Source organism: Pseudomonas frigoris, assembly GCF_047758635.1.
Classification (GTDB): Bacteria; Pseudomonadota; Gammaproteobacteria; order Pseudomonadales; family Pseudomonadaceae; genus Aquipseudomonas; species Aquipseudomonas frigoris.
Genome location: NZ_CP180479.1, coordinates 2,549,211 through 2,574,214, shown reverse-complemented (window position 1 = coordinate 2,574,214; position 25,004 = coordinate 2,549,211). Strand labels below are relative to the sequence as shown.

The following is a 25,004-nucleotide window of genomic DNA, read 5'->3' as shown; positions in this document are numbered from 1 at the left end:
GTCTGGAAAGAGGAGTCGTCATGCGCGTTCTGTTCATGTGTACCGCCAATAGCTGTCGCAGCATTCTGTCCGAAGCGATGTTCAATCATCTCGCACCGCAAGGCTTCCAGGCGATCAGCGCCGGCAGTTTCCCCAAAGGACAGGTTCTGCCGCGCAGCCTGACCACGTTGCAAGAGGCCGGGATTGCGATCGACGGGTTAAGCAGCAAAGGTAACGACGCCTTCGAGGCCAACCCCCCGGACATTGTTATCACCGTCTGCGACAAGGCCGCCGGTGAAGCGTGTCCGGTCTACTTCGGACCGGCCCTTAAGGCCCACTGGGGACTGGAAGATCCATCAGAGGTGAAGGGTGATGAGACAGTCGTCGCCGCTGCATTTCACTCGACGCTTGCGCGCATCGAAACGCGCTGCCGGGCGTTCCTCACCCTGCCCTTCGCCCAACTTGATCGCGACGCACTGAAGCGCGAACTCGACCGCATCAGCACACTGTAACGGGAGCCCCCATGACCAACCCACTGCCTAATCTCGACGCGTCATTGATTTCGTCCATTGCCAGTGACGACGGCCGACACAAGCCGCGAATCCTGTTGCTGTACGGCTCGACCCGCGCACGTTCATTCAGTCGGTTGCTGGTCGAAGAAGCGGCCCGTCTGCTCGAACACTTCGGTGCAGAGACGCGGATCTTCAATCCATCGGGACTACCGCTACCGGATGACGCACCCAACGATCACCCGAAAGTTCAGGAATTGCTTGAGCTGATGCAATGGTCTGAAGGGCAGGTCTGGTGTTCACCCGAGCGCCATGGCTCCATGTCTGCCATATTCAAGGCCCAGATTGACTGGGTGCCGCTGGCCCTGGGCGCCGTTCGCCCGACCCAAGGGAAAACGCTCGCCGTCATGCAGGTCAGCGGCGGTTCCCAATCCTTTAACGTGGTCAATCAGCTTCGCGTGCTGGGACGCTGGATGCGGATGTTCACGATCCCTAATCAATCTTCCGTGCCGAAGGCTTTTCTGGAGTTTGACGAAGGGAACCGCATGAAACCGTCCTCGCTGTATGACCGGGTGGTAGACGTCATGGAAGAACTGGTGAAGTTCACGTTGCTGCTGCGCGAGCGCCCGGATCTGGTTGACCGCTACTCGGAACGCAAGGAGTCAGCGGAAGAACTGACTCAGCGTGTGAATCAACGGTCTATTTGAAAGCAGGGATGAAGCCAAAGCGTTTGGCTTCATCCTGCAAAAAGGTTTGTTCGAGGAGTACGCCCAGTTCGGTCGCGGCCACGGGCATGACCTTGCTGCGTTCGACGGGACGCCGTAAAGCGTCTGCGATCCACCCGCACTTGTCCTATCCTTCTATCCAACCAACAACTCCGGTCACCGATATGCCCGCCCCCGAATCCACCCTCCTCGACAGCTGGCACCACAACGCCCAATCCTGGATCGAAGCCATCCGCACCGGCGCCATCGAAAGCCGCCTCAAGGTCACCGACCAGGCAATCCTGCTGGCGGTGCTGAGCCGCCAGCCAGAGCGCGTGCTCGACCTGGGCTGCGGCGAGGGCTGGCTGTTGCGCGCGCTGGCTGAACGGGGCATCGAGGCGGTCGGTGTGGATGGCGATGCAACGCTGGTCGAGGCGGCGCGGGCGGCGGGCTCTGCGCAGGTGCATCTGGAGAGCTATGAAGCGTTGGTGGAAGCGAAGGTGGACATCGGCCGCGACTACGACCTGATCTGCGCCAACTTCGCGCTGCTGCACCAGGACATCATCCCTCTGCTCGCGGCCATGAACGCCCTGCTCGCCCCGGGCGGCGCGCTGGTGATCCAGACGCTGCATCCGTGGACCGTGGCGGCGGGCGACTATCAGGATGGCTGGCGGGAAGAGACCTTCACTGGGTTCAAGGGGCAATGGCAACCCATGCCGTGGTATTTCCGCTCCTTGTCCAGTTGGCTCAATGCGCTGGACATGGCCGGTTTTCAGCTGGCCGCCCTGCAGGAGCCGCAGCACCCGCAAAGTCCTGTGCCGCAGTCATTGCTGTTGGTGGCCGAGCAGCGGGGTTCGGTACTCTTCAGTAATTCCCTTCCCGCACCAACCGCCTGACCTCAGCCTGTATGGCATAAGCCGGCGCCTCCACAGCATTGAAATCCTGTGTATACCGCTGGGCAAATCCTTCTACCCCCCACTCCTGATATTGCTGCACATGCTTTAATTCGTGAGCCCAGAGCGCGACGTCCTGTTCTGCGGTTTGAGCGTCCCGGAAGAGGATGATGTCGATCAGCGTCACGGCACCGACATCGGGATTTTGCAGCATGGCAGTGGCGGCGCTGAATTGGCCGTTGTCGCTCACTTTGTAGCGCGCGGCGTCGAGGACGCTGGGGTCGTACCAGCGCAGCAGTTGTTCCCGGATGTGCGGTGGGATGGGTTGGATGCCGGCGCTGGCTGCTTCAGCGCGGGCTTGGGTCAGCCACAGCGCCAGGGCAGGTGCCGCGATCTGGTAGATGCCATCAGGCACCAGGTCTGGCAGGCAGATGCAGCCGTCCAGGCACACTTGTTTCTCGCCAGGTGGGCAGGCGTTGGTCTGGGCTGACACGTCAAGAGTCAGGCAAAGAACAAACAGCGCCACCAGGCGCGTGGTGATGGGCGACATTGGGCGCTCCAGGGACGGACGCAGCGCGAACAGTGGGCCACCATTGATCGACGATCCGCATGGCTTTAGCGTAGTCCCGAACCAAGCGCCCCCAAGATAATCGCAGGAAGCGACAGACCACTGTTTCCTGCGAATCCTCACTTTAGTAGACATGCGTCCGTGGCAGCTCTTGGCTGGTAGCAGCCCGTCGCGACCGGTTGAATCCACAGCCAATTGCAGTCCTTCGCGACAGGCAGTAACCGGACATAAGCGGTCGAAGCTGCATCGCATCGAGTACCGACTCATGCGCCCAGCACTAATCTACACTCCTGGCTAATGGTTCGATCAATGCTGTATCTGACATCGGCAACGCAAGTAGATGTCCAACCTCCGTCCCACTTCACTAGATAGAGGTCAGTTATGCCCAGCATCTCCATTCGAGCACTGCTCACCACTATCTTGGTCACGGCCTCCTGCTTATCAGGCGCTGCCGAGTCCGCAGCAGCGAAAAGTACAGGAGAGAACGATATGTCCCACCCTTCGGCATTGTCCTATGAAGTACTCGTTACTGACGGGGTAACTAGGGCGAGCGATAAACGCCTACCCAATGGTGATCGCATCGTTTCATCGCCGATCACCTCAACCCTGATCTTCGGGAAAACCGACGCTGTGCTGATCGATCCGCCAATGAGCCGTGAGCAAACGCAAAAGGTCAGCGACTGGGTTGCGCAATCCGGTAAGCACTTGAAATACATCTACGTGACCCACGGACATGGCGATCACTGGTTCGGCACTGAACAGATCCTCGAGCGGTTCCCAGGGGCCACTGTATATGCCACCGAAGGCACGATCCGACTCATGCATCAGCAGGCCACTGTCGGACGCGAAAAGGTATATGACAAGGACTTTCCCGGGCTCATTGGAAAGACCGATGTTATTGCTCAACCGATACCTGCTGAAGGCTTCACGCTTGAGGGCAATACCATCCAGGCCATAGACGTCGGTCATACAGATACTGACGACACCACGGTGCTGTATGTGCCGTCCATGGGACTGGTGGTGGCCGGCGACGTTGCCTACAACGGTGTACACCAATATCTCCTCGAAGGCGGCAACGGGGGGCTCCAAGCTTGGGTCAAGGCGATCGACCAAGTAGAAGCTTTGAAACCGCGCATCGTTATTGCTGGGCACAAACAGAAAAATCGTGCCGATGATCCAGTCATTCTGGAGCAGACCCGCCAATACCTGTTGGATGCCATAGAACTACTCGCCGAGAAGCCGACCCCACGTGAGTTCTTCGACAAGATGATCGAACTCCACCCCGACCGCATCAATCAAGGACCGCTCTGGTACAGCGCTATCGGACTGCTCGGAACGCCGACTGCATCTTCGGGCGACGCCCCCCAGCCCAAGAATTAAACCTTTACCCGTCTAGCGGAGGATCGCTCCCATGCCTAGTTTATTGACCCGTATAGTACTTCTCGCAAGCCTGGTTACAGCCCCGTATTTCGCGTTTGCGGCTGAAGAAAAAGTCACCTTCTCCGTTGAGGGAATGAACGTCGTCGGCACCCTGAACCTGCCCGACGGCGTTAAGAAGCCCCCGGTAATTCTGTTACTTCACAGTTTCGGGGGCAGTAGGGATGAGGGGATCATTCCGGCCGTCAATGAAGGTATCTATGCCCGGGCCGCACGTCTTTGGGCCGAACAAGGCATTGCCAGCCTCCGTATCGATTACCGTTTTGATGGCGACAGTGATGGTGCCAAGACCGACGGCACACTCGATACGGATGTTGAGGATGGGCTGGCTGCGCTCGACTTTCTGGCCAAGTCCGGGCGCGTCGACGCCAACCGCATGGCGCTTGTTGGATGGAGCATGGGCGGAGCAATTGGTGCTGCTGTAGCAGGACGGACCCCGCATAAACTCGACGCGGTCGCACTTTGGAACCCTGCGACCAATATGGGAGCCGCTTTCCCGCTGCTGTGGGGCGCCGAGAAGATCAAGGAAGCGTTGCACAGCGGTGACACCCCCGTCGCACTGGCAGTACCTGGTGGTGGCGAGGTCAAGCTTAAATCCGCGTTCTTTGTCAGCTTGATGACCCTCGATGCCGCCGCCGAGATCACCCATTACAAGGGGCCACTGCTCGTCGCCGTCGGCACTAACGACGACATCGTTTCTCCGCAGCCAACCCTCGGAAAAAGCTTTATCAGCTATCACTCCGGAGAACATGAGCTGCTTGTCCGGCCCATGGATCACGCCTTCAACATAACAAAAGACGAGAAGCAGATCGACGAGCTGATTTCGACGACAGCTACCTTCGTCAAGAAAACACATTCACTGATCCCGGTATCCCCGACTATTTCAAGTTGCTTGAAACGAGTCCGTTGCCGTTGACTAATGACTGGCAAGGGGCTTAGTCGCTAAAGCCGCATGACGTGACCGTGTTCGGCGAATGCGTGAGCGTCAACACGAAGACCACGCAACGGCACCTGGACTCAGACGTTGACCAGAAAAGAACCGTTCCATGTCTCAGTCGAATCAACAAAAACGGCCGTTTTCCGCCCTTCATGACTGACTGCTTTGGGTTACTGCCCGTCACGACAGGCAGCAATCGGCCGATTCTGTTGAAAAAGTCGGCCATGGTTTCTACGGCAGAAAAGTACGCGTTTGAGATTGAAATTTTTACTTTGAGCAGAGGATTCCGGGCTCAGATTTCACACAGCTGCGCGTAAAAAAGTCGTTTTTAACAGTCAATATGCGGGCAGTCTGGAAGGACCGACTTTTTCAACACAATCGGTCGATTGCGGTCCTTCGGGACAGGCAGCTATCGGCCCAGAGTGTGTAAAAACGTCAGATTGGGTTTTTTATATCGACGCTAGGAGACCGTGCTCACGTTTCGCAAACTGATCAAGGCCACGACGCTTCCAGGAACAGTTAAAACGGCTCAGCAGCCTCTTAAAGTCATTTGGACGGGGTAAAAAAGACCGGTTTTTACGCCGTTAATGCTTTCATCAAGCCAGTGGTGCCGATGATTTTCATGACCCTTTTCAGGTTGTAGGCGAGCACATTCAGGCTCATCTCGGCACTCACCCCGTTAAGCTTTCGGGTCAGGAAGTGTGTCGCGCCCATCCATTGCTTGAGCGTCCCGAAGGGATGCTCAACCGTCCGTTTTCGGATCCGCATCATTTCCGGTGCGTTGCTCAGTCGGGCCTGCATTTCCTCCAGTACGGCTTCATGCTCCCAGCGTCGAACTCGTCGTTCCGTACTCGGTGTGCACTGCGATTTCAAGGCGCAGCTCCGGCATTTCGAACTCCAGTAACGGTGCAACGTCAGGCCTTTTTCAACGTTGGTGTAGCGCCAAATGAGCGCTTCTCCAGCCGGACAAATGTATTCGTTTTTTACCGTGTCATAGATGAAGGCATCGTTATTGAAACGCCCGTCTGCTTTGGCTCCAGAGGTCATCGGCTTGGGCACATAGGCGGTGATGCCTGCATCGTGACAAGCCAGGATTTCTTCGCTTTTGAAGTAACCTCGGTCAGCCACTACCGAAAGCGTTTCTGACGCCATCGCCTCGCGGGCCTGCTTGGCCATCGAGCTGAGTTGATCGCGGTCGGAACCGACGTTGGTAACCTCATGCGCAACGATCAAATGGTGCTGGGTATCGACCGCTGTCTGCACGTTGTAACCGACGATTCCCGTGCCGCGAGTTATCATGGAGCGGGCGTCTGGATCGGTCAGTGAGACCTGTTTATCCGGCGATTCGTTGAGCTGAATTTCAATGACCTGTAGCTCTTTCATCTGAGCTTTGAGCTTGTCGATTTTCTCTTGCAGACGAGCAGCCTTGGGCTGAGCGATTGGGGTTCTTGCTGATCGGCTTCGTCGAGCGCAGTCAGATACCGATTGATACTCGATTCAATTTCTTCCATTCGCCGCTTCAGCTTGGCGCTGGTGAAATTGCGGTCGCGGTTGTTGGCGGCCTTGAATTTACTGCCATCGATGGCAACCAGATTTTCTCCGAATAATCCCAGCTGCTGGCACAGCACCACGAACTGGCGGCAGACGCCTCGGATGGCCTTGCTGTTGTCTTTTCGGAAGTTGGCGATGGTCTTGAAATCGGGCATCAAACGCCCGGTCAGCCACATCAGCTCGACGTTGCGTTGGGCTTCTCGTTCCAGGCGCCGGCTCGACTGAATACGGTTCAGATAGCCGTAGAAGTAGATCTTCAGGAGGACAGCGGGATGGTAAGCCGGCCGGCCAGTATCTGCCGGTATGGCGCCTTCAAAACCCAGCTTGACCAGGTCAAGTTCGTCGACAAAGACGTCGACCACGCGTACCGGATTGGTATCCGTGACGTAATCGTCGAGGCTCTCGGGAAGTAAGTGCTTTGGCCTCGATGTTCACCTTGAATAAAGCGCTTCATGGGCGATCCTTGCGATGAAATCCTCAGAAATCATAGCAAGGGTTCGCGAAAGCGTTTTTACACACTCTGGGCCAGGAACGGACGTTCGATCCATGCCTGCTTTCAGCCAAAAAGAGAAGCTGGCCTTCTCCCGCAGGCCCGTATTGCTAAAGTTCCCGACTCACCAGCCGACAGCTTTCGTTCCCACTTCACGGATGATTTTAATGTTCCGCTCTCTTTTTTCCGGCGTTGCTTTGCTCGCCTTCGGCGCCGCCTGCACTGCCCAAGCCCAGACCGTCACCACGCCCGAACAACTGCTGACTGAGTTCTCTCGTTGCGATGCGCATTTCTTCGAGAGCCTGCGCGATGCCCGCCTGCCAGCAGGTACCTTACGCCTGAGTGACTACGGCTCGGTCAAGGCACCGACCATCATGAGTCCGCTGCAGGAAGGTGGCACTTACCAGCACTTCGAAACGCCCCTGATCGTTAACGGCGTGCGTATGGTCGGCTATTACAACCAGGCCGAAACCATCAAGAACGTCGGCAATTTTCTGTTCTGGGGTTTTGTAGCCGATGGCTTGCCGCAAGAGGTGGCCGCAAAACTCAAGCCGCTGATCGTTGACAACGCACGCTTTGTCAGTCAGGGCAAAGCCATTACCCGCGCCGAAATTCGCCGCGTCGGTGACCCGATCGGCCAATGGCGCACCGAAGAACTGACCGGCCCCGGCATCGCCACGCCGTTTGGTTTTGTAGACCGCGTGCTGATCGTCGACACGGGCGACACGATACCGCCGCTCGCGGGACACACCACCGTGTTCTGCTCGCTACAAGGCACCGTGACCGCGCCGCTCTTGCAGGTCTATCGCCCTGACCTCAACGCTCATCTGCTCGACTGACAAGGATGCTTATCATGAATACTCGCTGGCCCGCACTGATCGCCTGCTCCGTCATCCTCACGGGTTGTGCAGGGATGCAGAACCCGCAAAAAGCCAACCTTGTCCACTGCGCTAATCAGTTAAAGGCGTCCAAAGCCGAAAACTACCCTCTGGTGCTGCAGGAAGGTGATCTATGCCTGCAGAAAAATACGCTGCCCGCCTCGCTGCAAAGTTTGATTTACGCGGTGCAGGCCGACGCCTACAGCAACCTCAAGCACTTTCCCGAAGCCGTGACCGCCAAGGAAAAATCCATGCAACTGGCGGTCAAGCCTGATCCGCGCACCAACCTGGACTTGAGCGCCATGTATCGCGACGCTGGCAACCCGAAAAAAGCCCTTGAACTCGTGCAATACAACCTTGACAACGGGATGGGAGAAGCAGGAAAGGGTTCCGGCTTCCACATGCCGACCTACTATCATCTGGGCCTCGCGCTGACAGACCTGGGTCAGTACCGAGAGGCCGCTGAAGCATTCAGCACCGGCCTTCAGCGCCAGCCGGACTATGCCTGGGCCTATTATGCGCGCGGGATCGCGTACGACCATTTGGGAGGCAGGGACGACGCCAAGGCCGACTTCATGAAGTTCTCGCAAATCGCCAACAAGAAGTACGTGCTGGAGGAGCACAAGGCCAAGCTCGCCGAGTACAGGATTTCCATGCCGTAATAGGAGAGCTGGCTTAGTGGCGAATGCGGTGGGTCAGCGAGCGCGGAGTGACCGCTTGCGTCGCATCTCAGATGAGGGAACGATCACCTCTGCTCCCCCCCCGGGCGACGAAGCGAACCAAATGCGTCGGGGCCCCTTATAGCCCCGACGTCACTAAATCTACAGACTCGATCGCTACTCATGGCAGCTTTCTGTATCAATCCTAACGCAAGGGAACGACTGTTACTGGCCGATTTATGCCCATAGCGAAGGGCAGAAAACGGCCAAAAGCGGTCGCTCGCTACTGATTCCGACGCGTTAACGCTCAAAGCCATGGCCGATCAATCCCACCAACACCTCCACTGCCTCACTCAACTCCCCCGGGGCCAACATCAGTCGTAATTCATTCACGGGTAGCTCAGGAAACCCGTCAGCCACAGTCAGCACGCGCATGCCTTGACGCACTTGGGCACGGTCGACGATGCCAATGGCCAATCCGGCCTCAATGGCGGTTTCCAATGCGGTGACCCCGGCGCTCATGATGACCGCCCGCCAGCGACGACCTTGCTGGGTCAGCGCGTCAACAGCCACGCTTCGATACGGGCAACCCTTGCCGTGCAATGCAAGGGGGACCGGTTTGGTGAGGTCCTGTATGTAGTCGTGGGCGGTAACCCAGACGGGTTGGGTGATGCCGAAGGTCTTTATGCAGCGCATCTGCGGCGCAGCAACATCAACCGGCGCCACTAACAGTGCCATATCCAGCTGCCCACGCTGAAGGCGGGTGTTCAAGCGGCCACTGGCACCGGTTTCTACCTCCAGTTCTATGTAAGGAAAATCCGCCGTCACGTGCGGCAGCGTACAACCCAGTACCGCGCCGGCGTACTCCTCGGAAATGCCCAGCCTGACTCGACCACTGGCCACCGGCGCGGTAAAGCTAGCAAGCAGCCGGTCGTGGAGCTACTCAGGGCTTACCGGGGTTCAAAGTCGAGTAACCCGTGAAGAACCAAAAAAAGCCCCGCACTTCAACCGAAGGCGGGGCTTTTGATCTGGCTGGCGTCACTTCAGATCGGTTACATCGCAGTATGGAAAATCTGCTCGATCTCGTCCTGATTGGCAGGACGCGGATTGGTAAAGCCGCAGGCATCCTTCATGGCATTGGTTGCCAGGATCGGGATATCGTCGGCCTTGGCGCCCAGTTCGGCGAGGCCGCTCGGAATACCGACATCCGATGACAGTTTACGGATGGCGGTGATGGCCGCGGCAGCGCCTTTTTCCGCATCCAGATGCTGGGTGTCGACACCCATTGCGTTGGCGATATCTTTAAACCGGGCCGGGCATACGCTGGCGTTGAAGCTGGCGACATGGGGCAGCAGGATCGCATTACAGACGCCGTGAGGCAGGTCGTAGAACCCACCCAGTTGGTGCGCCATGGCGTGGACATAGCCCAGCGAAGCATTGTTGAAGGCCATGCCGGCAAGAAATTGCGCGTAGGCCATATTTTCCCGGGCGGTCATGTCGTCACCCTGGGCAACGGCAGTGCGCAGGTTGGCCGAGATCAATTCCACGGCCTTGAGTGCACAGGCATCGGTGATCGGCGTTGCCGCAGTCGACACGTAGGCTTCGATAGCGTGGGTCAGCGCGTCCATGCCGGTGGCGGCGGTCAGGCCTTTGGGCATGCCTGCCATCAGCGAAGGATCGTTGACCGACAACAGTGGGGTGACGTTACGGTCGACGATGGCCATTTTCACGTGCCGGACTTCGTCGGTAATGATGCAGAAACGGGTCATTTCACTCGCCGTTCCGGCGGTGGTATTGATCGCGATCAACGGCATCTGTGGCTTGGCGGATTGATCCACGCCTTCGTAATCACTGATGTGCCCGCCGTTGGCGGCGCACAGGGCAATGCCCTTGGCGCAGTCATGGGGTGAACCGCCGCCCAAGGAAATAATGAAATCACAGTCGCTACGGCCAAGCAGCTCGAGGCCTTTCTCGACATTGCTGACCGTCGGATTCGGTTTGGCGCCATCAAACAGAGTGGAGTTGATGTCCTGCTGGGCCAGAAGGCTGGCTACCTTGGCGGCCACGCCGGCTTTGGCCAAGCCTGCATCAGTGACGATCAAGGCTTTACGGAAACCATATTTGCGGATTGCGAGCATCGCTTCGTCGAGACTGCCAATGCCCATCATGTTCACGGATGGAATGAAGAAGGTGCTGCTCATGATAAATCCTCTTTTATTCTGGAAACCCGGAAATCAGGTGAGGTCTTCTACTCATATCGCAGGCTGTGAGGCGGGTCTGAGTGTCATCATTGACGAAGTTCAGCGGGAGACGTGCTGCATCAAGTGTTCAGGCGAACAGTGTTTTAAGATGCAGAGGTGGATGGGCCATCGCAGCCGGTATCTTTTGATCATGGGATTGAGCCTAAACCTATGACGCCAGACTGGAATGGTCCTTTGGCTTTCATTGGCACCTCCTTTAGTACTGGGAGGACATGCGCCCCGACAAGTCCGGAGAGAGACGAAGGACACCCAGAAACTCAACCGTGCACCAGGTAGGCTCCTGACGGAACCCGATATCGCAGCTTCTTGCAGCTGCCGGGTGCGGGCTGATGCCCGGGCGGGCGATCAGGAAACCAGATTCGGCATTTACCCGGAGGCGGCCAATGACCGCGGGGAATCTCAACCTCATCGTACGCGGGCTCTGGCTCGACGGAAGCCACTGGCAACTCTCCTTCGGGCCGTGGCCCGCCAGCCGTCGGCGAATCCGATACCCTCTCTGCCATTGCGCTAGCGAAGTTGCCAGCGTTGGATTGTTCAGCAGCGGCCATTTCTGCTTCGCGGCGCCTTTTGGCCTCCTCTTCGAGCCCCTTCTGTTCTGCGACCGGGTCCTCTTTGGCGTTGGGTGAGGTACTCGAAGCCTTGGCCTGCTGCGCCGCCTGGATCAATTGGAAGTTGCGGTTGCGCAACTCGACGTTGCGACCCACCCGCATGTTCGAGCGCGCCGCCAACGTTTCAGCCTGCTGGTACTGCCCCTGCTGAAGACGCAACACACCGAGGTAATGCAGCGTCGCGGGATTGTTCGGCTGGATATGCAGGGCACGCTCCAGCGTGGCAGCGGCTTGGTCCAACTGGCCATTTTCATACTGCCGCGAGGCGGTTTCGATTAGCGTGGTTGATGCGCTGTTACTTTGCGAGGGCGCTCTTCGCTCGGCAGCAACCGAGCAAAGCGACGCGACGGCGCAGAACGCCAGGATGAGACCCGGCAGAAAACTCTTGGTTGGCATCAGGGGGCGGACTCGGCTGATCTAGGACGGCACTGCCGTAAAACAGGCCACCAGCGCTGCTCGGCATCGCCGATACAGGGCCCCTGTTGACCTGGCCAGTACCCTGAAGTTCCCGCTGCAACGGCCACTGCGGACGGCGTGGAATCCGCAGCCTTCTCATGCTGACTGTCTGCGCCAGGTGCCGGGTGATGTGCCGAACTGGCGTTTGAATGCTCGACTGAACGCAGCTTCGGATTCGTAGCCAACTGCAAAGCCAATTTGCGCCACATTACCACGACCTTCACGCAGGTGTTGAGCCGCCACGTGCATACGCCAGAGCGTCAGGTATTGCATTGGTGGCTGTCCGACCAATGTCGTGAATCGCTCCGCAAATACCGAGCGCGACATGCCCACTTCAAGCGCCAGGGCTTCTGCCGTCCAGCCCTCGGTTGGACGAGGATGGAGCAGCGCCAGTGCGCGCCCGAATTGCGAGGAAGCAGAATGAGTTCGCCTGCCCGTACGTCGAGGGTGGCGCCATCGTCGATTCGCAATTGCATATGCCCCGCCGCGACAAAATGCGACGCAATGATATGTCGAGGTGCTGCCAGGAACGGTTTGCAATCGTCTGCCGAGATTCTTCCGTTGATGCACCAGGGCGCAGTGAACTCAGCCTCAAGGAAGCCCCCTCCAGACAGCCGAATCACACGCAAGACATCAGAAAGCGCATCCAACAATTGCCAGCCCTCCTTTACGGAGTCCGGAGCATGTAATCAGGCGCACTGGTCATTCGCCGCCTGAACTGCGAGGCCTAGATTAGCACCAACGTGGACTCAGTGATCGAGACGATCCCTAGGCGCTTCACCAATGGTCATTGGCTCCGACGTTAACCGTAATTGCCCCTTCCAACTCGACCAGGGAAGCAGGAGATCAATATGAACACCGTCGCCAACATACCCAGCTCAGATTCGGGCAACGCCGCCCGTTATGCTCAAATCGTCAGATCATCGAAGAAAGCGGAATGGCAGATCGATCGCGATTTGCTACAGGACCGCACCTTTGACTTCTCGCGAAAATTCTTGCCCGACGGACTATCGCGGATCGACCGCCTGACCTTTCTCACCGCGGACGATGCGCGCCTGCTTAGCCAGATTCAGGGCCGAACCTATGCGTATATCTTTGGCCTGGTCGAGCGTTTTATCAGTGCCAAAATGCTCGATCAAGGTCGGGCGCATGTATTTGACGATCAGCTCGCACTCGAAGCGCTGTTGCGCTTTTCCAACGACGAGATCAAGCATCAGGAGCTGTTCCGGCGCATTGAGGCGATGATGGGTACTCAATTGCCAGCGGGATATCGTCAAGTTGCCGATCCAAACGATGTGGCGCGCGCGGTACTTGCGGCCAGCACCTGGTCGGTACTGGCGCTGACCTGTCATATCGAGCTGTTTGTTCAGACGCACTACGTGCAAAGCATCGCCCCGCGCGAGGAGGTGTGCCCACTGTTCAAGGATGTCTTCAAATTTCACTGGAAGGATGAAAGCCGGCACGTCGTACTCGATGAACTGGAGTGGAAGGCGGAGCACGCGAAACGCTCGCCAGCCGGGCGCGACCAGGCAGTGAACGATCTGATTGCGCTGGTGGCGACCGTCGACGCAATCCTGCAGGCACAATCGGCATCCGATGCCGACTACTTCATTCGAAATGCTTCACGATCGTTCAGTGTCGATGAGACAGCGCAAATCAAAGCCTCCGTGCTGAGTGCCTACCGCTGGCAATACATTATCTCGAGCGTGCAGCATCCACACTTTGGCCGGCTGCTTACGCACATGACAACACCTGCACAGATGTCTAGGATTCAGACCGCGCTGGCATCCATCATGAGCAATTGATCGACAGGGGGCGGCCGACCGCGCGTCGGCCGAGCGGCTGTGGGATGACGTGCTGAAAATGATTGATTGAGGATGGCAGCCATGACGATTCCGATGTGGATGCTGCTTGGATTTGCGACCTGGACTTTGCTGCTGTTGATGGCAACCGTCGGGGTGTATCGCTGGGTCAGAATCCTGTTCTCGAATGTTCCGATTGCCTCTTTCCGAAGCGATCAGCTCGAAGGCGAGGATTGGTATCGGCGCGGGACAAGAGCACACGCGAACTGTGTGGAAAATCTGCCTGTCTTTGGCGTCATCGTTTTCGTGATTTCAGCCCTTGGTGTCGAGGGCCCTGCAGTGAGCTACTTGTCGATAATCGTGCTGATCGCTCGCGTGTGCCAGTCTCTGGTTCACGTATCCCATGTGCAAGCCGATGCGTTCGTGGCGGTTCGATTTACCTTCTTTTGCGTGCAGTTGGTCTGTTTTCTCGCACTCATTGTTATAGCCACTTGTTACGGCGCATGAATACAAACGGAACCGATGTGGTACAAGCCGTACTCGCTCGTGAAGGTTAGGAAACCGCGATAAGGGCTTGTTCGGCCATACACCACTCCATTTAAGACTTGATACAAAGAGCTTTGGAGAAATAGAGACGAGTCTTCCAAGACCTTCCGTCCTACGGAGGGCGCGGTCACTCGCCGAACCGGCATTGCCTGAATACCTCAACAAACCCTAACGCCCCATCAGCGAACTCGCCAACAACGCCTCCAACCCCATCGGCTTGGCAAAATAATAACCCTGGGCCTGCCCTGTGCCCATTTCGCGCAGCAAGACCAGCGTCGCTTCATCCTCGACACCTTCGGCCACCACACTCAGGTCCAGCGATTCGGCCATACGCACAATCGCCCGGACGATCGCGCGACTGCGAGCGCTGGTGGTCAGTTCGAGGATGAACGACTTGTCGATCTTCAAGCCGCTGAAACGGTATTGATGCACATAGCTCAGGGATGAAAACCCTGCACCGAAGTCATCGAGCACCACCGACATGCCGTTGTCGGCCAATTGCTGCATAGTCAGTCGGGCAATCGCCGGCTCCGCCACCAGCGCACCTTCGGTCAACTCCAGGCAGATCCGCGACGGCGAAACCCCATGCCGCGCCAACAGCGCAAGCACATCACTGGCGAAGTCGGGACGCGTCATGCTGTAGCTGGAGCAATTGACGTGCACCGCAGGCCAGTTGGCGTGCTCGGGCTGTGCGAGGATCAGTGCAATGCGGTTGAGCATGTACAGGTCCAGTCGACCGATCAGACGCAGCCCCTCAACATCCGGCAAAAACTCGCCCGGCGCGATCACCCGGCCGCCCGGCTGATGCCAGCGGATCAGCGCTTCAAGGGCCAACAGTTCTCCGCTTTCGACGCTGACAATCGGTTGGAAATATGGCAGCAATTCGTCGGTACGCTTGAGCGCGTTGCGCAAGGCCCCTTCCCGCTCAACCTGGTCCGAGACTTCACGACGCACTTCCTGATTGAACACCGCGTAGCTGTCGCGCCCGGCGCTCTTGACCCGGTACATCGCCGCGTCGGCGTCGCGCAGCAAGTCGGCTGGCTCCTGATGGAACTGACTGTCGGCGCTGACGATCCCGATGCTGCAGGACGAAAAAACCTCATAGCCATTGATTAAAAACGGCAGGTCAAACGCCACCAGAATCCGTTCAGCGATGTCGATCACCACGTCCAGCGGCGCCTCGGGAGCGAGCACGGAAAACTCATCGCCCCCCAGGCGCGCCAGCATGTCGGTGTCGCGCAGACAACCGCGCAAACGGTGGGCGGCCTGCATCAACAGCAGGTCGCCAAAATGGTGGCCGAGGCTGTCGTTGACCAGTTTGAAACGGTCGAGATCGATGAACATCACCGCCAGGGGTCCGCCTTCGCTGCCGAACTGCGACCAGGCCAGATTGAGGCGCTGTTGCAGGTAGGTACGATTCGGTAGCCCGGTCAGCGCATCGTGGGAGTTTTCGTGTTGCAACTTGGCATTGGCGTGATCGAGCTCGCGGGTGCGGTTCTGCACCCGGGCTTCCAGCTTGAGATTGGCGGCATGGATCGCTTCGGCGGCCGTGCGTCGCGACAACGCGGTGTCGATGTGCCGCGACACGAACGTCAGCAGTTCCTGGTCACGCAGGGTATAGCGCACCTGCGAGGTATAGCTCTGCACCGCAAGCACGCCACGCACCACATCGCCATCGAACAAGGGGATGCCCAGCCAGGAATAGGATCGGAAATACACATCGGCAACTTCGATTTCACCGTGCGCAGTCAATCGGTCAGCTTCGTCGGCGTCAATCAGGCAAGGTCGGCGCTGACGGATCACGTACTCGGTCAAGCCCCGGCTCCCACGCCGTGCCACCGGGCAGGTCGTCTGCCGCTCATCAACGTAATACGGAAAGGTCACTTCACGGGTCGAGTCGTCGAACAGCGCAATGTAGAAATTCCGAGCGAACAGCAGATCACCGACGATGCCATGCAAGGTTTGAAACAACTCAGCCATGTCGCCAGGCTGGCTGGACAGCTCAGTGATCTGGAACAGCGCGCTCTGCAGATGTTCGGCGCGCTCTCGCTCTGCCACCTCCTGCCTCAACGCGTCGTTGAGTGCCGACAGCTCCAGGGTGCGACGCATCACTGTCGCCTCCAGATCCTCTCGGTGCAGAATCCGGTCCAGCGCCATGGCCACGTGGCGGGCTACCACCAGAAACAGCGCGCGGTCCTCGGCGCTGTAGGTACGAGAAACGTCGTAGACCTGCATCGCGAGCATGCCAAACACGTCATCCGAGGCATTTTTCAACGGTGCGCCCATCCAGAACTCGGGACGATCACCCATGCAGTAAAAACGCTCCTCGGCCTGAGCCGCGAGAATGCCGGCGGCGTCGATCAGCAACGGCTGGCCAGTGGTCAATACCTGGCCAGTCAACGACAGGTGCGAAAGGTCAAGGTATTCGTAGTGCGAGGACTCCACGGCATCAACATCAATGATGTCGACGTAATACGGGTAGTCAATCTTGCCGCTGTGCGGATCATACAACGCGAGATAGAAGTTCTCGGCGTCGATCAGGCTAGCCAGCAGCTGGTGAACCCCCACCAGAAACACTGACCGGTCGCGGGTCGAGCTGGCCAGGTAGGTAATTTCATACAGCACACGTTGAGTAATCTGCGCACGGGCAAGGGTATTCGTCTGCACCTGAATGCCCAGGCGCTGCGCAAACTCGGCGAGCGCCGGTTCCGCGGCAGCGTCAACTGGCGCGAGTAGCCAACCCAGCACACTTTCACCTTTACCGGTCGGCCAGCTGTGCAAGTGCCGGGTCAGGCAAAAGGTGTCGAACTCTTCATTCGCAACACTTGACGGCCACTGCGCCAGTGGGTCGCCCTGCCCGACCAAATGCATTTGTTCACCAGAACGGTAAACCACCCACGCGGTGGTGTGCGCCCAGTTGCGCGCTGAGTCCAGCAGTTGATCGATCGTGTTCTCGTTGCCAGCGTAAGCCATGCAGACAGTGTCCGAATTCTCTTCAAGCCGAGATGCGACAACGTCGCAATCGCTCGATTGCCGCAGGAAGTCGGTCAATGGACGAAAACTCATCAGCGCTCCCTGAGCCAGAAACTGGCAATACTGACTTACTGGTTGCTCGCAATGCGCCAGTGAGCTTCACGTTTATAGAGTTTTTATTCAATCGGTTTTTTCGAATTGTGAGTTGCTTCCTCATCAGGTCATCCTGTAAGAGCGCCAACTCAGCTAACGACTGACAAGTCGTGCCTGCGCACAATTATCCAAGTAGTTCCACCAGGAAAAGGAGCGTCCTTATGGAACCCGTCACAATTCGTACCCTGCAAAGCACTGATGCCGAGGCGTTGCTGACTTTTGAAGTGGACAATCGCGAGTGGTTCGAGCGCCACATTGACGCGCGTGGTGCTGCTTTTTACTCGGTGCAGGGTGTCACCGAGCACATTGCTGCCTATTTAGCTGATCATGCCGCCGGCATCTGGCACCCATTTGTCATCGAAGACGCTGACGGACAAATAGTGGGCAGAGCGAACCTGAAAGACATCGACACGTCCGCGCGGTCGGCAGAAGTGGGCTATCGGATTGCTCAAAGTGCTTGCGGGCAAGGACTGGCAACGCTGGCGGTGAAGCATCTGATTCAGCAGGCGCAGTTGCGTTGGAACCTTAAACAGCTGGTTGCCAACGTGTACGCTGAAAATATCGGCTCGGCAAAAGTCCTCAAGCGCTGTGGCTTCCTGATCGAACATGTATCCCGGCAAGCAGGGACTGACCAGGAGTATCGGCTTGGCCTTTCAATTTAGATGATTGAACGATGGGTCGATACGAGTCACGCAGACAAAAAAAGCCCCGCTACCGAATGCGGTGCGGGGCAAAAAACTGGTCGGTTGCGGCCAACCAAAGGAGCTCTGTAGAAAGCGTTTACGGGCCGGGGTCAGATGCATTCCTGTGCGGCGCGCTCAAAACTTGAAGGCAACAAGTTCGAGGCCAGCAAGTGCCGCTCGTAGATGAACACCTTGCCGCCGTTCCCGACCTTGTAGGCTTCCAGCACGTTATCCGCCGAGACTTTGCTCGATACCACGATCCGGTAGCTGCGCTGGGTCTGCGAGACGGTCGGGTTCAACGCGTTGCCCTGCAATTTCGGTACGACGCACTCAGCGTATTGGGCCGGGGTCTTACTGGTCTGCAAGGTCAGGGTCGGGTCGTTCGGCGCGGAGGCACAACCGGCGAGCAACAAAGCGCCAAACGCCAGGGCAGGCTCAAATAAAAGACGCATCGGTCTCATCCTGAAAATAAAAGGTTCGTTCATCACATCACCCGAATTTTCGTGAGTGGCGTGTCGTTGGAGGGGATTTTCCGGCTATTGCCATCAAAGTAGAACTTGCGTTTCATGATGGTCACTATTACCTCTAGCAATAGTTGTGCGCCGCGCAGACGGATACACACTCAATCACCACCGGAAAAGATGGATGAGGATCGCTCCTTGAGAACTTTTGACTTGATCCGCAACGCCGTTCTGCCCGATTTTCGTGACCGGGTGGCCGAGTACCTGGTCCAGTACGAAACCGTATTGTTGGGCGAACACGCGCCCGACCCAGAGCTTGCGCGGGCCACCGCCAATCAGTTGCGCGGTTATTTGCGTGGGTTGAATACCACGCGGGTGCTGGGTATGGCGGATTGGGAAGAACTGGATCGGCGGGTAGTGAATACGTGGCTTTCGTCCTGACCGACTCTTCCCCTCCACACACCTGACTGTAGCTATCAAATCCATCCCCACTGTATCTGCTTCAACCCAACGACTACGGATAGCCTTGTCTCTCATCCAGGGAAATCTGCGCTATGCCGGACGCCACCAACCTTTACCTGTTCACTGTCGCCGCCCTGCTGTTGCTGATCGTGCCTGGCCCGAACATGGCCATCGTCACCAGCCATGCCGTTGCCCATGGCTGGCGTGCCGGTTTCGCCGCAGCATTGGGAATCACCCTGGCCGACGTGCTGATGACCGCCATGGTTAGCGCGGGGCTCGGTGCGTTGGTGATGAGTTGGACGCCGGCATTTGATTTGCTGCGGTGGGCCGGGGCTTGTTATCTGATGTGGCTGGCGTGGAAGGCATTGAGTACTCCGCCGGCGGATGCTGACGCTCAACCTGCATTGGCATCGCTGCGCAAAATCTTTATCCGGGCGACCCTCAACAGCCTGCTGAATCCCAAGGCACTGTTGTTCTTCATGGTATTCCTGCCGCAATTCGTCACATTGGGAGCCAGCAGTGTCACCTTGCAACTGATGGTATTGGGTGTGTTGCTTGCGCTGATCGCCTTGATCTTTCATTCCCTGCTCAGCGTCTGTGCCGGGCAGCTGCATGGGCGCCTGCGCGCAGGCATAATCTCCAGGCGCTTGGGTGCTTATTGCTTCGCTGTCGTCATGACGACGCTGGCGGCGCGTTTGTTGGTGCTGAACCGGACAGGCTAAAGCAGCCGCATCGATATCGCTCAATAGCTGTCGCTCGTGGAGGTCACCTTTCACTGCCCCTCCAAAACCTGCACAATTGCCGGCTTTTTTCGCGACAGGAAGTCCCCATGCAACGGATTGTCATTCTGGGCAATGCCGGTAGCGGCAAATCTACCCTCGCCCGCGCCCTCGGCAAGCGCCTGAGCCTGCCCGTGGTTCACCTGGACACGCTGTTCTGGGAGCCCGGCTGGGTCGAACCCGACGCTGAACAGTTCCGCACGCGGGTCCGCGAAGCGATCGCACCGGATGCCTGGATTTGTGAAGGCAATTATGCGCGGCGAACCTTCGACCTTCGCCTGCCCCGTACCGACCTGATCATCTGGCTCGATACTTCGCGGCTCACCTGTTTCACCCGGGTGATCATGCGCAGCGTCATGAACCGCCCTCGCCCTGACCTTGCAGCAGGCTGTACAGAGAAACTCGACCGGGCGTTCCTGACCTTTCTGAACTTCGTGTGGAATTTCGATCGAGGCTATCGCCCAGGAATCGAGGCAGTGCGCCTGGCCATCGGCCCGCACATTCCTGTGGTGCACTTGCGCAGTACCCGGCAGATTGCCGCCTTTCTCGATAACTTGGCCGCAACGCCTGGAATCTGTTTTGAATAGGGGGAGGGTCACGGTCCCGGCAGTCGATCCACGCAGCCCAGCAAGGTTTATGAGAGAAAACCCTCGGCGACGAACGACTGGCTGTTACCGGCCCAGGCCGTGTAAAAACGCATTCGTCACTTTGAAGTCAGCGTTACTACGTGAAATCTGGCGTCGACCGTTTGGTAAGTAGACCTGAAATTTGCGTAGGGACGCGATTTTTGGGCTGTTTTCGTCTACCTCCGCAGATCGAAAACGTTTTTACACAGCCTCGGCCAAAAGGAGCCATTCACAACGGCCTGAAGAAACTTGAGCTATTCGGTGTTATGGAGGAGAAGACCGCGAGTTCGTCTGCAAAGTGTCGCGCTTTCGTCGCGCTTGTTCTTCCTCCGTCAGTGCCTGACGAACGAGCGCCCGAGCCGCCCAGGCGGCAGTGTCGAGTGATTCTTCGATGCTCGCGCGACTGATATCGCGCACGGCGCTCAAAGCCTCGGTGCCCATGACGATCGACAGGGCCTGCTTCAGTCGTTTGCGCGACCGAGGTGAGATCTGCTTCGGATCGATTGCTGCCCTTCGCAACCGGTTGCTATCGGCCAGAAGGGACATCGAGACAGCAAACATCAAAGGGAGCCGAACACTGAGGCCGTTGGCTGTTCTAGCCGTTCAGGCTCCTGTCCAGGCCGCCGGCAACCCTTGGCCGACCTTGGCCAGTCTGGCCGGCAAGCAGCCAGGGCCGTTGCTTGCCCATGACGACCGATACTGGCATGACGGCCGTTGGCACGATCGTAGAGACGATTGGCGTATAGATAAGTGGCGTAGAGAGCAAGCCCGCCGAGAAGCTGAACGCCATCGTGATTGGGAGCGCCAACAAGATCGGGCCATGCGGCACCGCTACGAGGACGATCACCGCTACTATCGTCGCTAGTGCGAAGCCACGGGATCAATCCACCTGCAACACTCCTTCTGCTTACACAGAATTTAGTTGCGTTGCATCGACCGGTTGAATCCACAATCAAAAGCTGTCATTCAGCTGGGTCTGCGAATTTGAGGACGATTCAAATGGGCCCTCGCTTCGGCTTGGGCTTTGTACGAAAAGTGCCTACGCCTCGATCATGCTGCGTTGAAAACAGGCTCGTGCACGAGTCCGATCGGAATACTCATTTACAACCAGTAAAGTCGGGCGCGACCCCGGCCGTTCCTCGCCTGTTTTCGGCTTGCCTGATCGCCGCTCGGCGATTTTTTCGTACAAGTGCTCAAGCCAGCAGCTCGGTGATCCACCGGGCCTGCCGGGCGATGTCTTGCACTTTCTCCTCGGGCACGGCCTGCCGCGCACGGGCGAAGTGGGTCAGGGTCTTCTGCTTCTCACGCAGCATGCGCTGCCACTTGATCAGGAACGCCGGGCTGCGTGCCTGCATCTGCAGCGGGCCGAAGTAAAGTTCCTCGGCGGTGTACATCACCGGCCCGACGCGCTCGGCGACGATGATTTCGTAGTCGAAGCGATTTTCCCGCAGCAGTTCCTCGCAGAGGATGCGGTAGCCATTTTCCATCAGCCATTGGCGCAGTGGCTGCTCGCCGCCGTTGGGCTGCAGGATCAGGCGCTCCTGGCCGCTCAGGCGCACCTTGCCGCTGTCGAGAATGTCGCGAATTGTCTCGCCGCCCATGCCGCAGATGCTGATCGCCGTGATCCCGTCTCCCGGCTCGATCGCCGCCAGGCCATTGGCCAGGCGCACGGTGATCCGCTGGTCCAGGTCGTTCTCGCGCACGGTGCGTTCGGCCGAGTGGAACGGCGTCAAGGCCACCTCGCCGGCCACCGCCGCCGCGATGGCGCCACGGCGCATCAACGCCACCGGCAGGTAGCCGTGATCCGAGCCGATATCGGCCAGGCGCGCACCTGCTGGCACATGCGCCGCCACGCGCTCCAGGCGCATGGACAATGTCTGTTCGTTCAACCGCAGTTCCTTTTTCAGTGTCCGCATCAGGTCGATATCAGCAGGTCGCGAATGGCTCAAGCACCTGTGGTATTGCCGTACCCACATTGAGAGAAATCCCCCATAAATGGGCTGTATTACCCGCATCCTGTTTCAACTTTTTTGATGGAGAACTGGCCACAGAATCAGGCAGCCCCGCTGGCGGGGAATTATAAGCTGTTAAATTTTTTGGCATAGAGAATGCTGTGAGTTCACTAGCGCATTAATTGAGAGTTTGAAGCTGTTACCACTGGAAAAACAGTTTTTCTGGGGCACTCCCTATACAGGCAACCGTTGCCTTGAAAAACACCTGCGCCGCAGATCAGGCGCGCATTGCTAGCCCTTCTGAGGAGTCACTTTCATGCGCATCGAGCCGCTAATCCTCACGCTGGTACTCATTCTCTTCATTTTTGCGATAGGGGCAGCCTGGAGTCTTATCAGCTTGTTCAGCAGTTAAGAGTCAGTGGGAAGCATTCATCATGTTTGGGTTACGGGTGGTGCAAGGTGATCTTGTTCGCAGGCAGTGCTATTGAGTTGCGCGACAGTCATTCGCTAATAATCCATCGAAGACCGCATTTGGCCAATTTGGATCGCTGCCTGCTGCTCTAGATCCGGTCGCGGTAGGGATGGCAGTTACCTGCCACCCCCCGCACAGATCCGTACGTGCGGAACTACCGCATACGGCTCCTGCCTCGGGTGTGTGACGCGAAGCGATCCTCAGGGTAAGGATGTGCATTTCTGGGTCTAGGTATGTAGAGGTCAGCAAGGCGTCCGTAGCGTGACCATTGAAGCCGATTACGCTGGCTGCGACGTTTGAGGGCTTGCCGCCATAGGCGACATACCGCCGAACGAAAACCACCAAGACGTATCAGGTTTCCCGGCACCGCGTGGTAATTGAAGTAGCCCCTGACCACCCGAGTAAGCCATTGCCCTTGAGCCCGGATGGGCTCATGACGTCGGCGCTTCAGCTCATCCCGAATAGCCAGCAGCGTCGCACGCATTCGCTTCTTGACCGTCAGTCGCAGTATTTGAAAACCACCGCTTCTGTTGGTACTACAACAGTGCGTGAAGCCCAGGAAGTCAAACGTCTCCGGTTTACCTAACCCTCGCTTCCTACGATTTCTCGCAGCAAAACGACCAAATTCAATCAGCCGTGTCTTCGAGGCATTGAGGGATAAACCGAACCTGGCCAAGCGTTCCTGCAACTGCACCAGAAACTGCTGAGCCTGCCATTGCGTCCTGAAACCCACCACACTGTCGTCCGCGTAGCGCACAACAATCACATCGCCATGGGCATGCCGCTGGCGCCATTGCCTTGCCCATAGATCCAGCACGTAGTGAAGATAGATATTCGCCAGCAATGGCGATATCACTGCCCCTTGGGGAGTCCCCTTCAGCGCAGCCACCCTACGGCCATCCTCCATAACACCCGCTTGAAGCCATTTGCAGATAAGCCCGAGCAGGCGCCGGTCTGCAATCCGGTGTCCCAGAAACATCAGCATCCATTCATGGTCGATCTCATCAAAGAACGACGTGATATCCGCATCCAATATCCAGTTCACCTTCTGGCCCTTCAGCGCGACCGTTAACGCATCCAGCGCATCGTGCTGGCTGCGTCCCGGTCGAAACCCGTACGAGAATCCCAGGAAGTCCTCTTCATAGATCACATTCAGAACGGTAACGACCGCCTGCTGTACGATCTTGTCCTCCAAAGAGGCAATGCCCAGCGGGCGCTGCCTGCCGTCGGCTTTGGGGATATAGACCCGCCGCGACGGCGTTGCCCGATAGGCTCCCCTGTGGAGCCTTCCGTGCAAATCGGTCACCCGCTGGAGAAGACCTTCCTCATATTCTCGCCACGACATGCCGTCCACGCCCGCCGCTGCATCGCGGCGCAGGGCATAGAAGCTCTGCGCCAATAACTGCGGTGTGATGTGGTGCAGCAATGCCGTGAACTGCATGCCCTTGTTCCTTCGGGCTGCTTCACGTACACCGTCAAGTCCCATCGACGCGCAGCTGATCCGGCTCAGTGTCCGGGGCGCGGGAGGCCTGTTGGTGTTTCCCTTGACTACGTCCCTTTCCTCCACTATCTCCGCAGGGCCAGGCCCTTTGTTCGATGGCTTCTCAGGTACTACGGACGTATCCGACTTCTCAGCGACGTGAACAGCAGGGTTACGGCTTTTGGCCTTTCCTGCTCCGCCCGGTGCTTGCGCACTGGGCGCCGCTGAGATCTCCCAGTTTCTGTGCGGAGGACTTCCCGACGTGCACAGGGTCTCCGACCGCGCGGGATCAGAGCATGACTGGCGTATAACGCCATGCTCCGTGTTGCCTTCTGCTTCGCTTAACAGCATCGGCATCCCGAATTCCTGATTACGCGGCTCAATGGCTGGCCCATCGGTTTCCCCTGTCAACGCTTCACCCTGCACCTCACGGTGCAACATGCATGACTCGGGGTCTGGTTGATTCGCCATTTCTTACCAGTATCGAACTTTCATCGACTATCCTCCGCCAGCTTTAACTGGCGCACTAAGCGTCCGGCAAACACGTCTAGGCAAAGCAAAACTGGCCGCAAGCGTACTTTGTGTCTGGCGAGACTGGTGCATGGATGGACAGGCGGGGGACAGAAACGACAAGCCCCGCAATTTGCAGGGCGTGTCTGGGCACAAGATCACGCCGGGCCAACAT

The 25,004-nt window shown here is 57.8% G+C and carries 21 protein-coding genes and 3 pseudogenes; 13 read left to right on the top strand and 11 right to left on the bottom strand.

Annotation, left to right across the window (positions count from 1 at the left end; genetic code table 11):
* The first annotated feature begins 20 nt into the window (after positions 1-20).
* The 3 genes from ACMXYH_RS11625 to ACMXYH_RS11615 all read left to right on the top strand — a co-directional run bounded on the left by ACMXYH_RS11625 (position 21) and on the right by ACMXYH_RS11615 (position 2,088).
* Entirely contained in the window at positions 21-491 is a 471-nt protein-coding gene (locus ACMXYH_RS11625) for an arsenate reductase ArsC (RefSeq protein ID WP_415767136.1), read from the top strand.
* Between the two features lie 11 nt (positions 492-502).
* Entirely contained in the window at positions 503-1,195 is a 693-nt protein-coding gene (arsH, locus tag ACMXYH_RS11620) for an arsenical resistance protein ArsH (RefSeq protein WP_415767135.1), read from the top strand.
* Positions 1,196-1,377: 182 nt separating this feature from the next.
* Positions 1,378-2,088, top strand: a complete 711-nt coding sequence (locus tag ACMXYH_RS11615; RefSeq protein ID WP_415767678.1) for a class I SAM-dependent methyltransferase — start codon at positions 1,378-1,380, stop codon at positions 2,086-2,088.
* Here the strand turns inward: ACMXYH_RS11615 and ACMXYH_RS11610 are convergent.
* On the bottom strand, positions 2,057-2,635 hold the full coding sequence (locus tag ACMXYH_RS11610) for an eCIS core domain-containing protein (protein WP_415767134.1): 579 nt from the start codon (positions 2,633-2,635) through the stop codon (positions 2,057-2,059). The two genes, ACMXYH_RS11615 and ACMXYH_RS11610, sit on opposite strands and share 32 nt — an antisense overlap.
* 399 nt (positions 2,636-3,034) lie before the next feature.
* Between ACMXYH_RS11610 and ACMXYH_RS11605 the strand changes: the two genes are divergently transcribed.
* Together ACMXYH_RS11605 and ACMXYH_RS11600 are read left to right on the top strand one after the other, a co-directional pair.
* Positions 3,035-4,033: an MBL fold metallo-hydrolase gene (locus ACMXYH_RS11605; RefSeq protein WP_415767133.1), complete on the top strand. Its 999-nt coding sequence runs from the start codon at positions 3,035-3,037 to the stop codon at positions 4,031-4,033.
* Positions 4,034-4,064: 31 nt separating this feature from the next.
* Positions 4,065-5,006 carry an alpha/beta hydrolase family protein gene (locus ACMXYH_RS11600; RefSeq protein WP_415764356.1) on the top strand — a complete coding sequence of 314 codons (942 nt, stop codon included), beginning with the start codon at positions 4,065-4,067 and terminating at the stop codon, positions 5,004-5,006.
* 597 nt (positions 5,007-5,603) lie between these two features.
* Here ACMXYH_RS11600 and ACMXYH_RS11595 read toward each other — a convergent pair.
* A pseudogene (locus tag ACMXYH_RS11595) lies at positions 5,604-7,032 on the bottom strand (IS1182 family transposase).
* Between the two features lie 203 nt (positions 7,033-7,235).
* On the opposite strand from ACMXYH_RS11595, the gene ACMXYH_RS11590 reads away from it, so the two are divergent.
* Positions 7,236-7,907, top strand: coding sequence for a hypothetical protein (locus ACMXYH_RS11590; RefSeq protein ID WP_415767132.1), 672 nt, complete (start codon positions 7,236-7,238; stop codon positions 7,905-7,907).
* Positions 7,908-7,921: 14 nt separating this feature from the next.
* Entirely contained in the window at positions 7,922-8,608 is a 687-nt protein-coding gene (locus ACMXYH_RS11585; RefSeq protein WP_415767131.1) for a tetratricopeptide repeat protein, read from the top strand.
* Between the two features lie 297 nt (positions 8,609-8,905).
* Here the strand turns inward: ACMXYH_RS11585 and ACMXYH_RS11580 are convergent, their stop codons facing one another.
* From ACMXYH_RS11580 to ACMXYH_RS11565, 4 genes and pseudogenes are all read right to left on the bottom strand, one after another.
* Positions 8,906-9,508, bottom strand: a complete 603-nt coding sequence (locus tag ACMXYH_RS11580; RefSeq protein ID WP_415767130.1) for a LysR substrate-binding domain-containing protein — start codon at positions 9,506-9,508, stop codon at positions 8,906-8,908.
* Positions 9,509-9,657: 149 nt separating this feature from the next.
* The gene (gene yiaY / locus ACMXYH_RS11575) at positions 9,658-10,806 is read right to left on the bottom strand and encodes an L-threonine dehydrogenase (RefSeq protein ID WP_140679976.1); all 1,149 of its coding nucleotides are present in this window, start codon (positions 10,804-10,806) and stop codon (positions 9,658-9,660) included.
* Between the two features lie 317 nt (positions 10,807-11,123).
* On the bottom strand, positions 11,124-11,870 hold the full coding sequence (locus tag ACMXYH_RS11570; RefSeq protein ID WP_134422580.1) for a tetratricopeptide repeat protein: 747 nt from the start codon (positions 11,868-11,870) through the stop codon (positions 11,124-11,126).
* A gap of 156 nt (positions 11,871-12,026) precedes the next feature.
* Positions 12,027-12,583 (bottom strand): annotated as a pseudogene (locus ACMXYH_RS11565) (AraC family transcriptional regulator).
* A gap of 198 nt (positions 12,584-12,781) precedes the next feature.
* On the opposite strand from ACMXYH_RS11565, the gene ACMXYH_RS11560 reads away from it, so the two are divergent.
* Positions 12,782-13,735: a diiron oxygenase gene (locus ACMXYH_RS11560; protein ID WP_415767129.1), complete on the top strand. Its 954-nt coding sequence runs from the start codon at positions 12,782-12,784 to the stop codon at positions 13,733-13,735.
* Between the two features lie 81 nt (positions 13,736-13,816).
* Positions 13,817-14,239, top strand: coding sequence for an MAPEG family protein (locus ACMXYH_RS11555; RefSeq protein WP_415767128.1), 423 nt, complete (start codon positions 13,817-13,819; stop codon positions 14,237-14,239).
* Between the two features lie 207 nt (positions 14,240-14,446).
* Here the strand turns inward: ACMXYH_RS11555 and ACMXYH_RS11550 are convergent, their stop codons facing one another.
* On the bottom strand, positions 14,447-17,344 hold the full coding sequence (locus ACMXYH_RS11550) for an EAL domain-containing protein (protein ID WP_415767127.1): 2,898 nt from the start codon (positions 17,342-17,344) through the stop codon (positions 14,447-14,449).
* Between the two features lie 221 nt (positions 17,345-17,565).
* Here ACMXYH_RS11550 and ACMXYH_RS11545 point away from each other — a divergent pair, with 221 nt between their 5' ends.
* The gene (locus ACMXYH_RS11545) at positions 17,566-18,066 is read left to right on the top strand and encodes a GNAT family N-acetyltransferase (protein WP_415767126.1); all 501 of its coding nucleotides are present in this window, start codon (positions 17,566-17,568) and stop codon (positions 18,064-18,066) included.
* 131 nt (positions 18,067-18,197) lie between these two features.
* On the opposite strand, the gene ACMXYH_RS11540 is transcribed toward ACMXYH_RS11545, so the two are convergent.
* Positions 18,198-18,539: a hypothetical protein gene (locus tag ACMXYH_RS11540; protein ID WP_415767125.1), complete on the bottom strand. Its 342-nt coding sequence runs from the start codon at positions 18,537-18,539 to the stop codon at positions 18,198-18,200.
* Positions 18,540-18,746: 207 nt separating this feature from the next.
* On the opposite strand from ACMXYH_RS11540, the gene ACMXYH_RS11535 reads away from it, so the two are divergent.
* The 3 genes from ACMXYH_RS11535 to ACMXYH_RS11525 all read left to right on the top strand — a co-directional run bounded on the left by ACMXYH_RS11535 (position 18,747) and on the right by ACMXYH_RS11525 (position 20,376).
* Positions 18,747-18,989, top strand: coding sequence for a hypothetical protein (locus tag ACMXYH_RS11535; protein WP_129436872.1), 243 nt, complete (start codon positions 18,747-18,749; stop codon positions 18,987-18,989).
* Between the two features lie 113 nt (positions 18,990-19,102).
* Positions 19,103-19,732, top strand: a complete 630-nt coding sequence (locus tag ACMXYH_RS11530; RefSeq protein ID WP_415767124.1) for a LysE family translocator — start codon at positions 19,103-19,105, stop codon at positions 19,730-19,732.
* Positions 19,733-19,839: 107 nt separating this feature from the next.
* Positions 19,840-20,376, top strand: coding sequence for an AAA family ATPase (locus tag ACMXYH_RS11525; RefSeq protein ID WP_415767123.1), 537 nt, complete (start codon positions 19,840-19,842; stop codon positions 20,374-20,376).
* A gap of 303 nt (positions 20,377-20,679) precedes the next feature.
* On the opposite strand, the pseudogene ACMXYH_RS11520 reads toward ACMXYH_RS11525, so the two are convergent.
* The 3 genes and pseudogenes from ACMXYH_RS11520 to ltrA all read right to left on the bottom strand — a co-directional run.
* Positions 20,680-20,904, bottom strand: a pseudogene (locus ACMXYH_RS11520) (TetR/AcrR family transcriptional regulator); the annotation flags it as partial.
* Between the two features lie 704 nt (positions 20,905-21,608).
* Positions 21,609-22,304, bottom strand: a complete 696-nt coding sequence (locus ACMXYH_RS11515) for a tRNA (adenine(22)-N(1))-methyltransferase (RefSeq protein WP_415767676.1) — start codon at positions 22,302-22,304, stop codon at positions 21,609-21,611.
* A 689-nt stretch (positions 22,305-22,993) separates the two neighbouring features.
* A complete protein-coding gene (gene ltrA / locus ACMXYH_RS11510; RefSeq protein ID WP_415764648.1) occupies positions 22,994-24,280 on the bottom strand; it encodes a group II intron reverse transcriptase/maturase in 1,287 nt (428 codons plus the stop codon).
* Positions 24,281-25,004 lie beyond the last annotated feature (724 nt).

Excerpts from the sequence above, each read along its gene's own strand:
- yiaY (WP_140679976.1), bottom strand. The coding sequence starts at position 10,806 with ATGAGCAGCACCTTCTTCATTCCATCCGTGAACATGATGGGCATTGGC.
- arsH (WP_415767135.1), top strand. The coding sequence starts at position 503 with ATGACCAACCCACTGCCTAATCTCGACGCGTCATTGATTTCGTCCATT.
- ACMXYH_RS11550 (WP_415767127.1), bottom strand. The coding sequence starts at position 17,344 with ATGAGTTTTCGTCCATTGACCGACTTCCTGCGGCAATCGAGCGATTGC.
- ACMXYH_RS11560 (WP_415767129.1), top strand. The coding sequence starts at position 12,782 with ATGAACACCGTCGCCAACATACCCAGCTCAGATTCGGGCAACGCCGCC.
- ACMXYH_RS11545 (WP_415767126.1), top strand. The coding sequence starts at position 17,566 with ATGGAACCCGTCACAATTCGTACCCTGCAAAGCACTGATGCCGAGGCG.
- ACMXYH_RS11610 (WP_415767134.1), bottom strand. The coding sequence starts at position 2,635 with ATGTCGCCCATCACCACGCGCCTGGTGGCGCTGTTTGTTCTTTGCCTG.
- ACMXYH_RS11540 (WP_415767125.1), bottom strand. The coding sequence starts at position 18,539 with ATGCGTCTTTTATTTGAGCCTGCCCTGGCGTTTGGCGCTTTGTTGCTC.
- ACMXYH_RS11590 (WP_415767132.1), top strand. The coding sequence starts at position 7,236 with ATGTTCCGCTCTCTTTTTTCCGGCGTTGCTTTGCTCGCCTTCGGCGCC.
- ACMXYH_RS11555 (WP_415767128.1), top strand. The coding sequence starts at position 13,817 with ATGACGATTCCGATGTGGATGCTGCTTGGATTTGCGACCTGGACTTTG.
- ACMXYH_RS11530 (WP_415767124.1), top strand. The coding sequence starts at position 19,103 with ATGCCGGACGCCACCAACCTTTACCTGTTCACTGTCGCCGCCCTGCTG.
- ACMXYH_RS11615 (WP_415767678.1), top strand. The coding sequence starts at position 1,378 with ATGCCCGCCCCCGAATCCACCCTCCTCGACAGCTGGCACCACAACGCC.
- ACMXYH_RS11570 (WP_134422580.1), bottom strand. The coding sequence starts at position 11,870 with ATGCCAACCAAGAGTTTTCTGCCGGGTCTCATCCTGGCGTTCTGCGCC.
- ltrA (WP_415764648.1), bottom strand. The coding sequence starts at position 24,280 with ATGCAGTTCACGGCATTGCTGCACCACATCACACCGCAGTTATTGGCG.
- ACMXYH_RS11625 (WP_415767136.1), top strand. The coding sequence starts at position 21 with ATGCGCGTTCTGTTCATGTGTACCGCCAATAGCTGTCGCAGCATTCTG.
- ACMXYH_RS11600 (WP_415764356.1), top strand. The coding sequence starts at position 4,065 with ATGCCTAGTTTATTGACCCGTATAGTACTTCTCGCAAGCCTGGTTACA.
- ACMXYH_RS11585 (WP_415767131.1), top strand. The coding sequence starts at position 7,922 with ATGAATACTCGCTGGCCCGCACTGATCGCCTGCTCCGTCATCCTCACG.
- ACMXYH_RS11605 (WP_415767133.1), top strand. The coding sequence starts at position 3,035 with ATGCCCAGCATCTCCATTCGAGCACTGCTCACCACTATCTTGGTCACG.
- ACMXYH_RS11525 (WP_415767123.1), top strand. The coding sequence starts at position 19,840 with ATGCAACGGATTGTCATTCTGGGCAATGCCGGTAGCGGCAAATCTACC.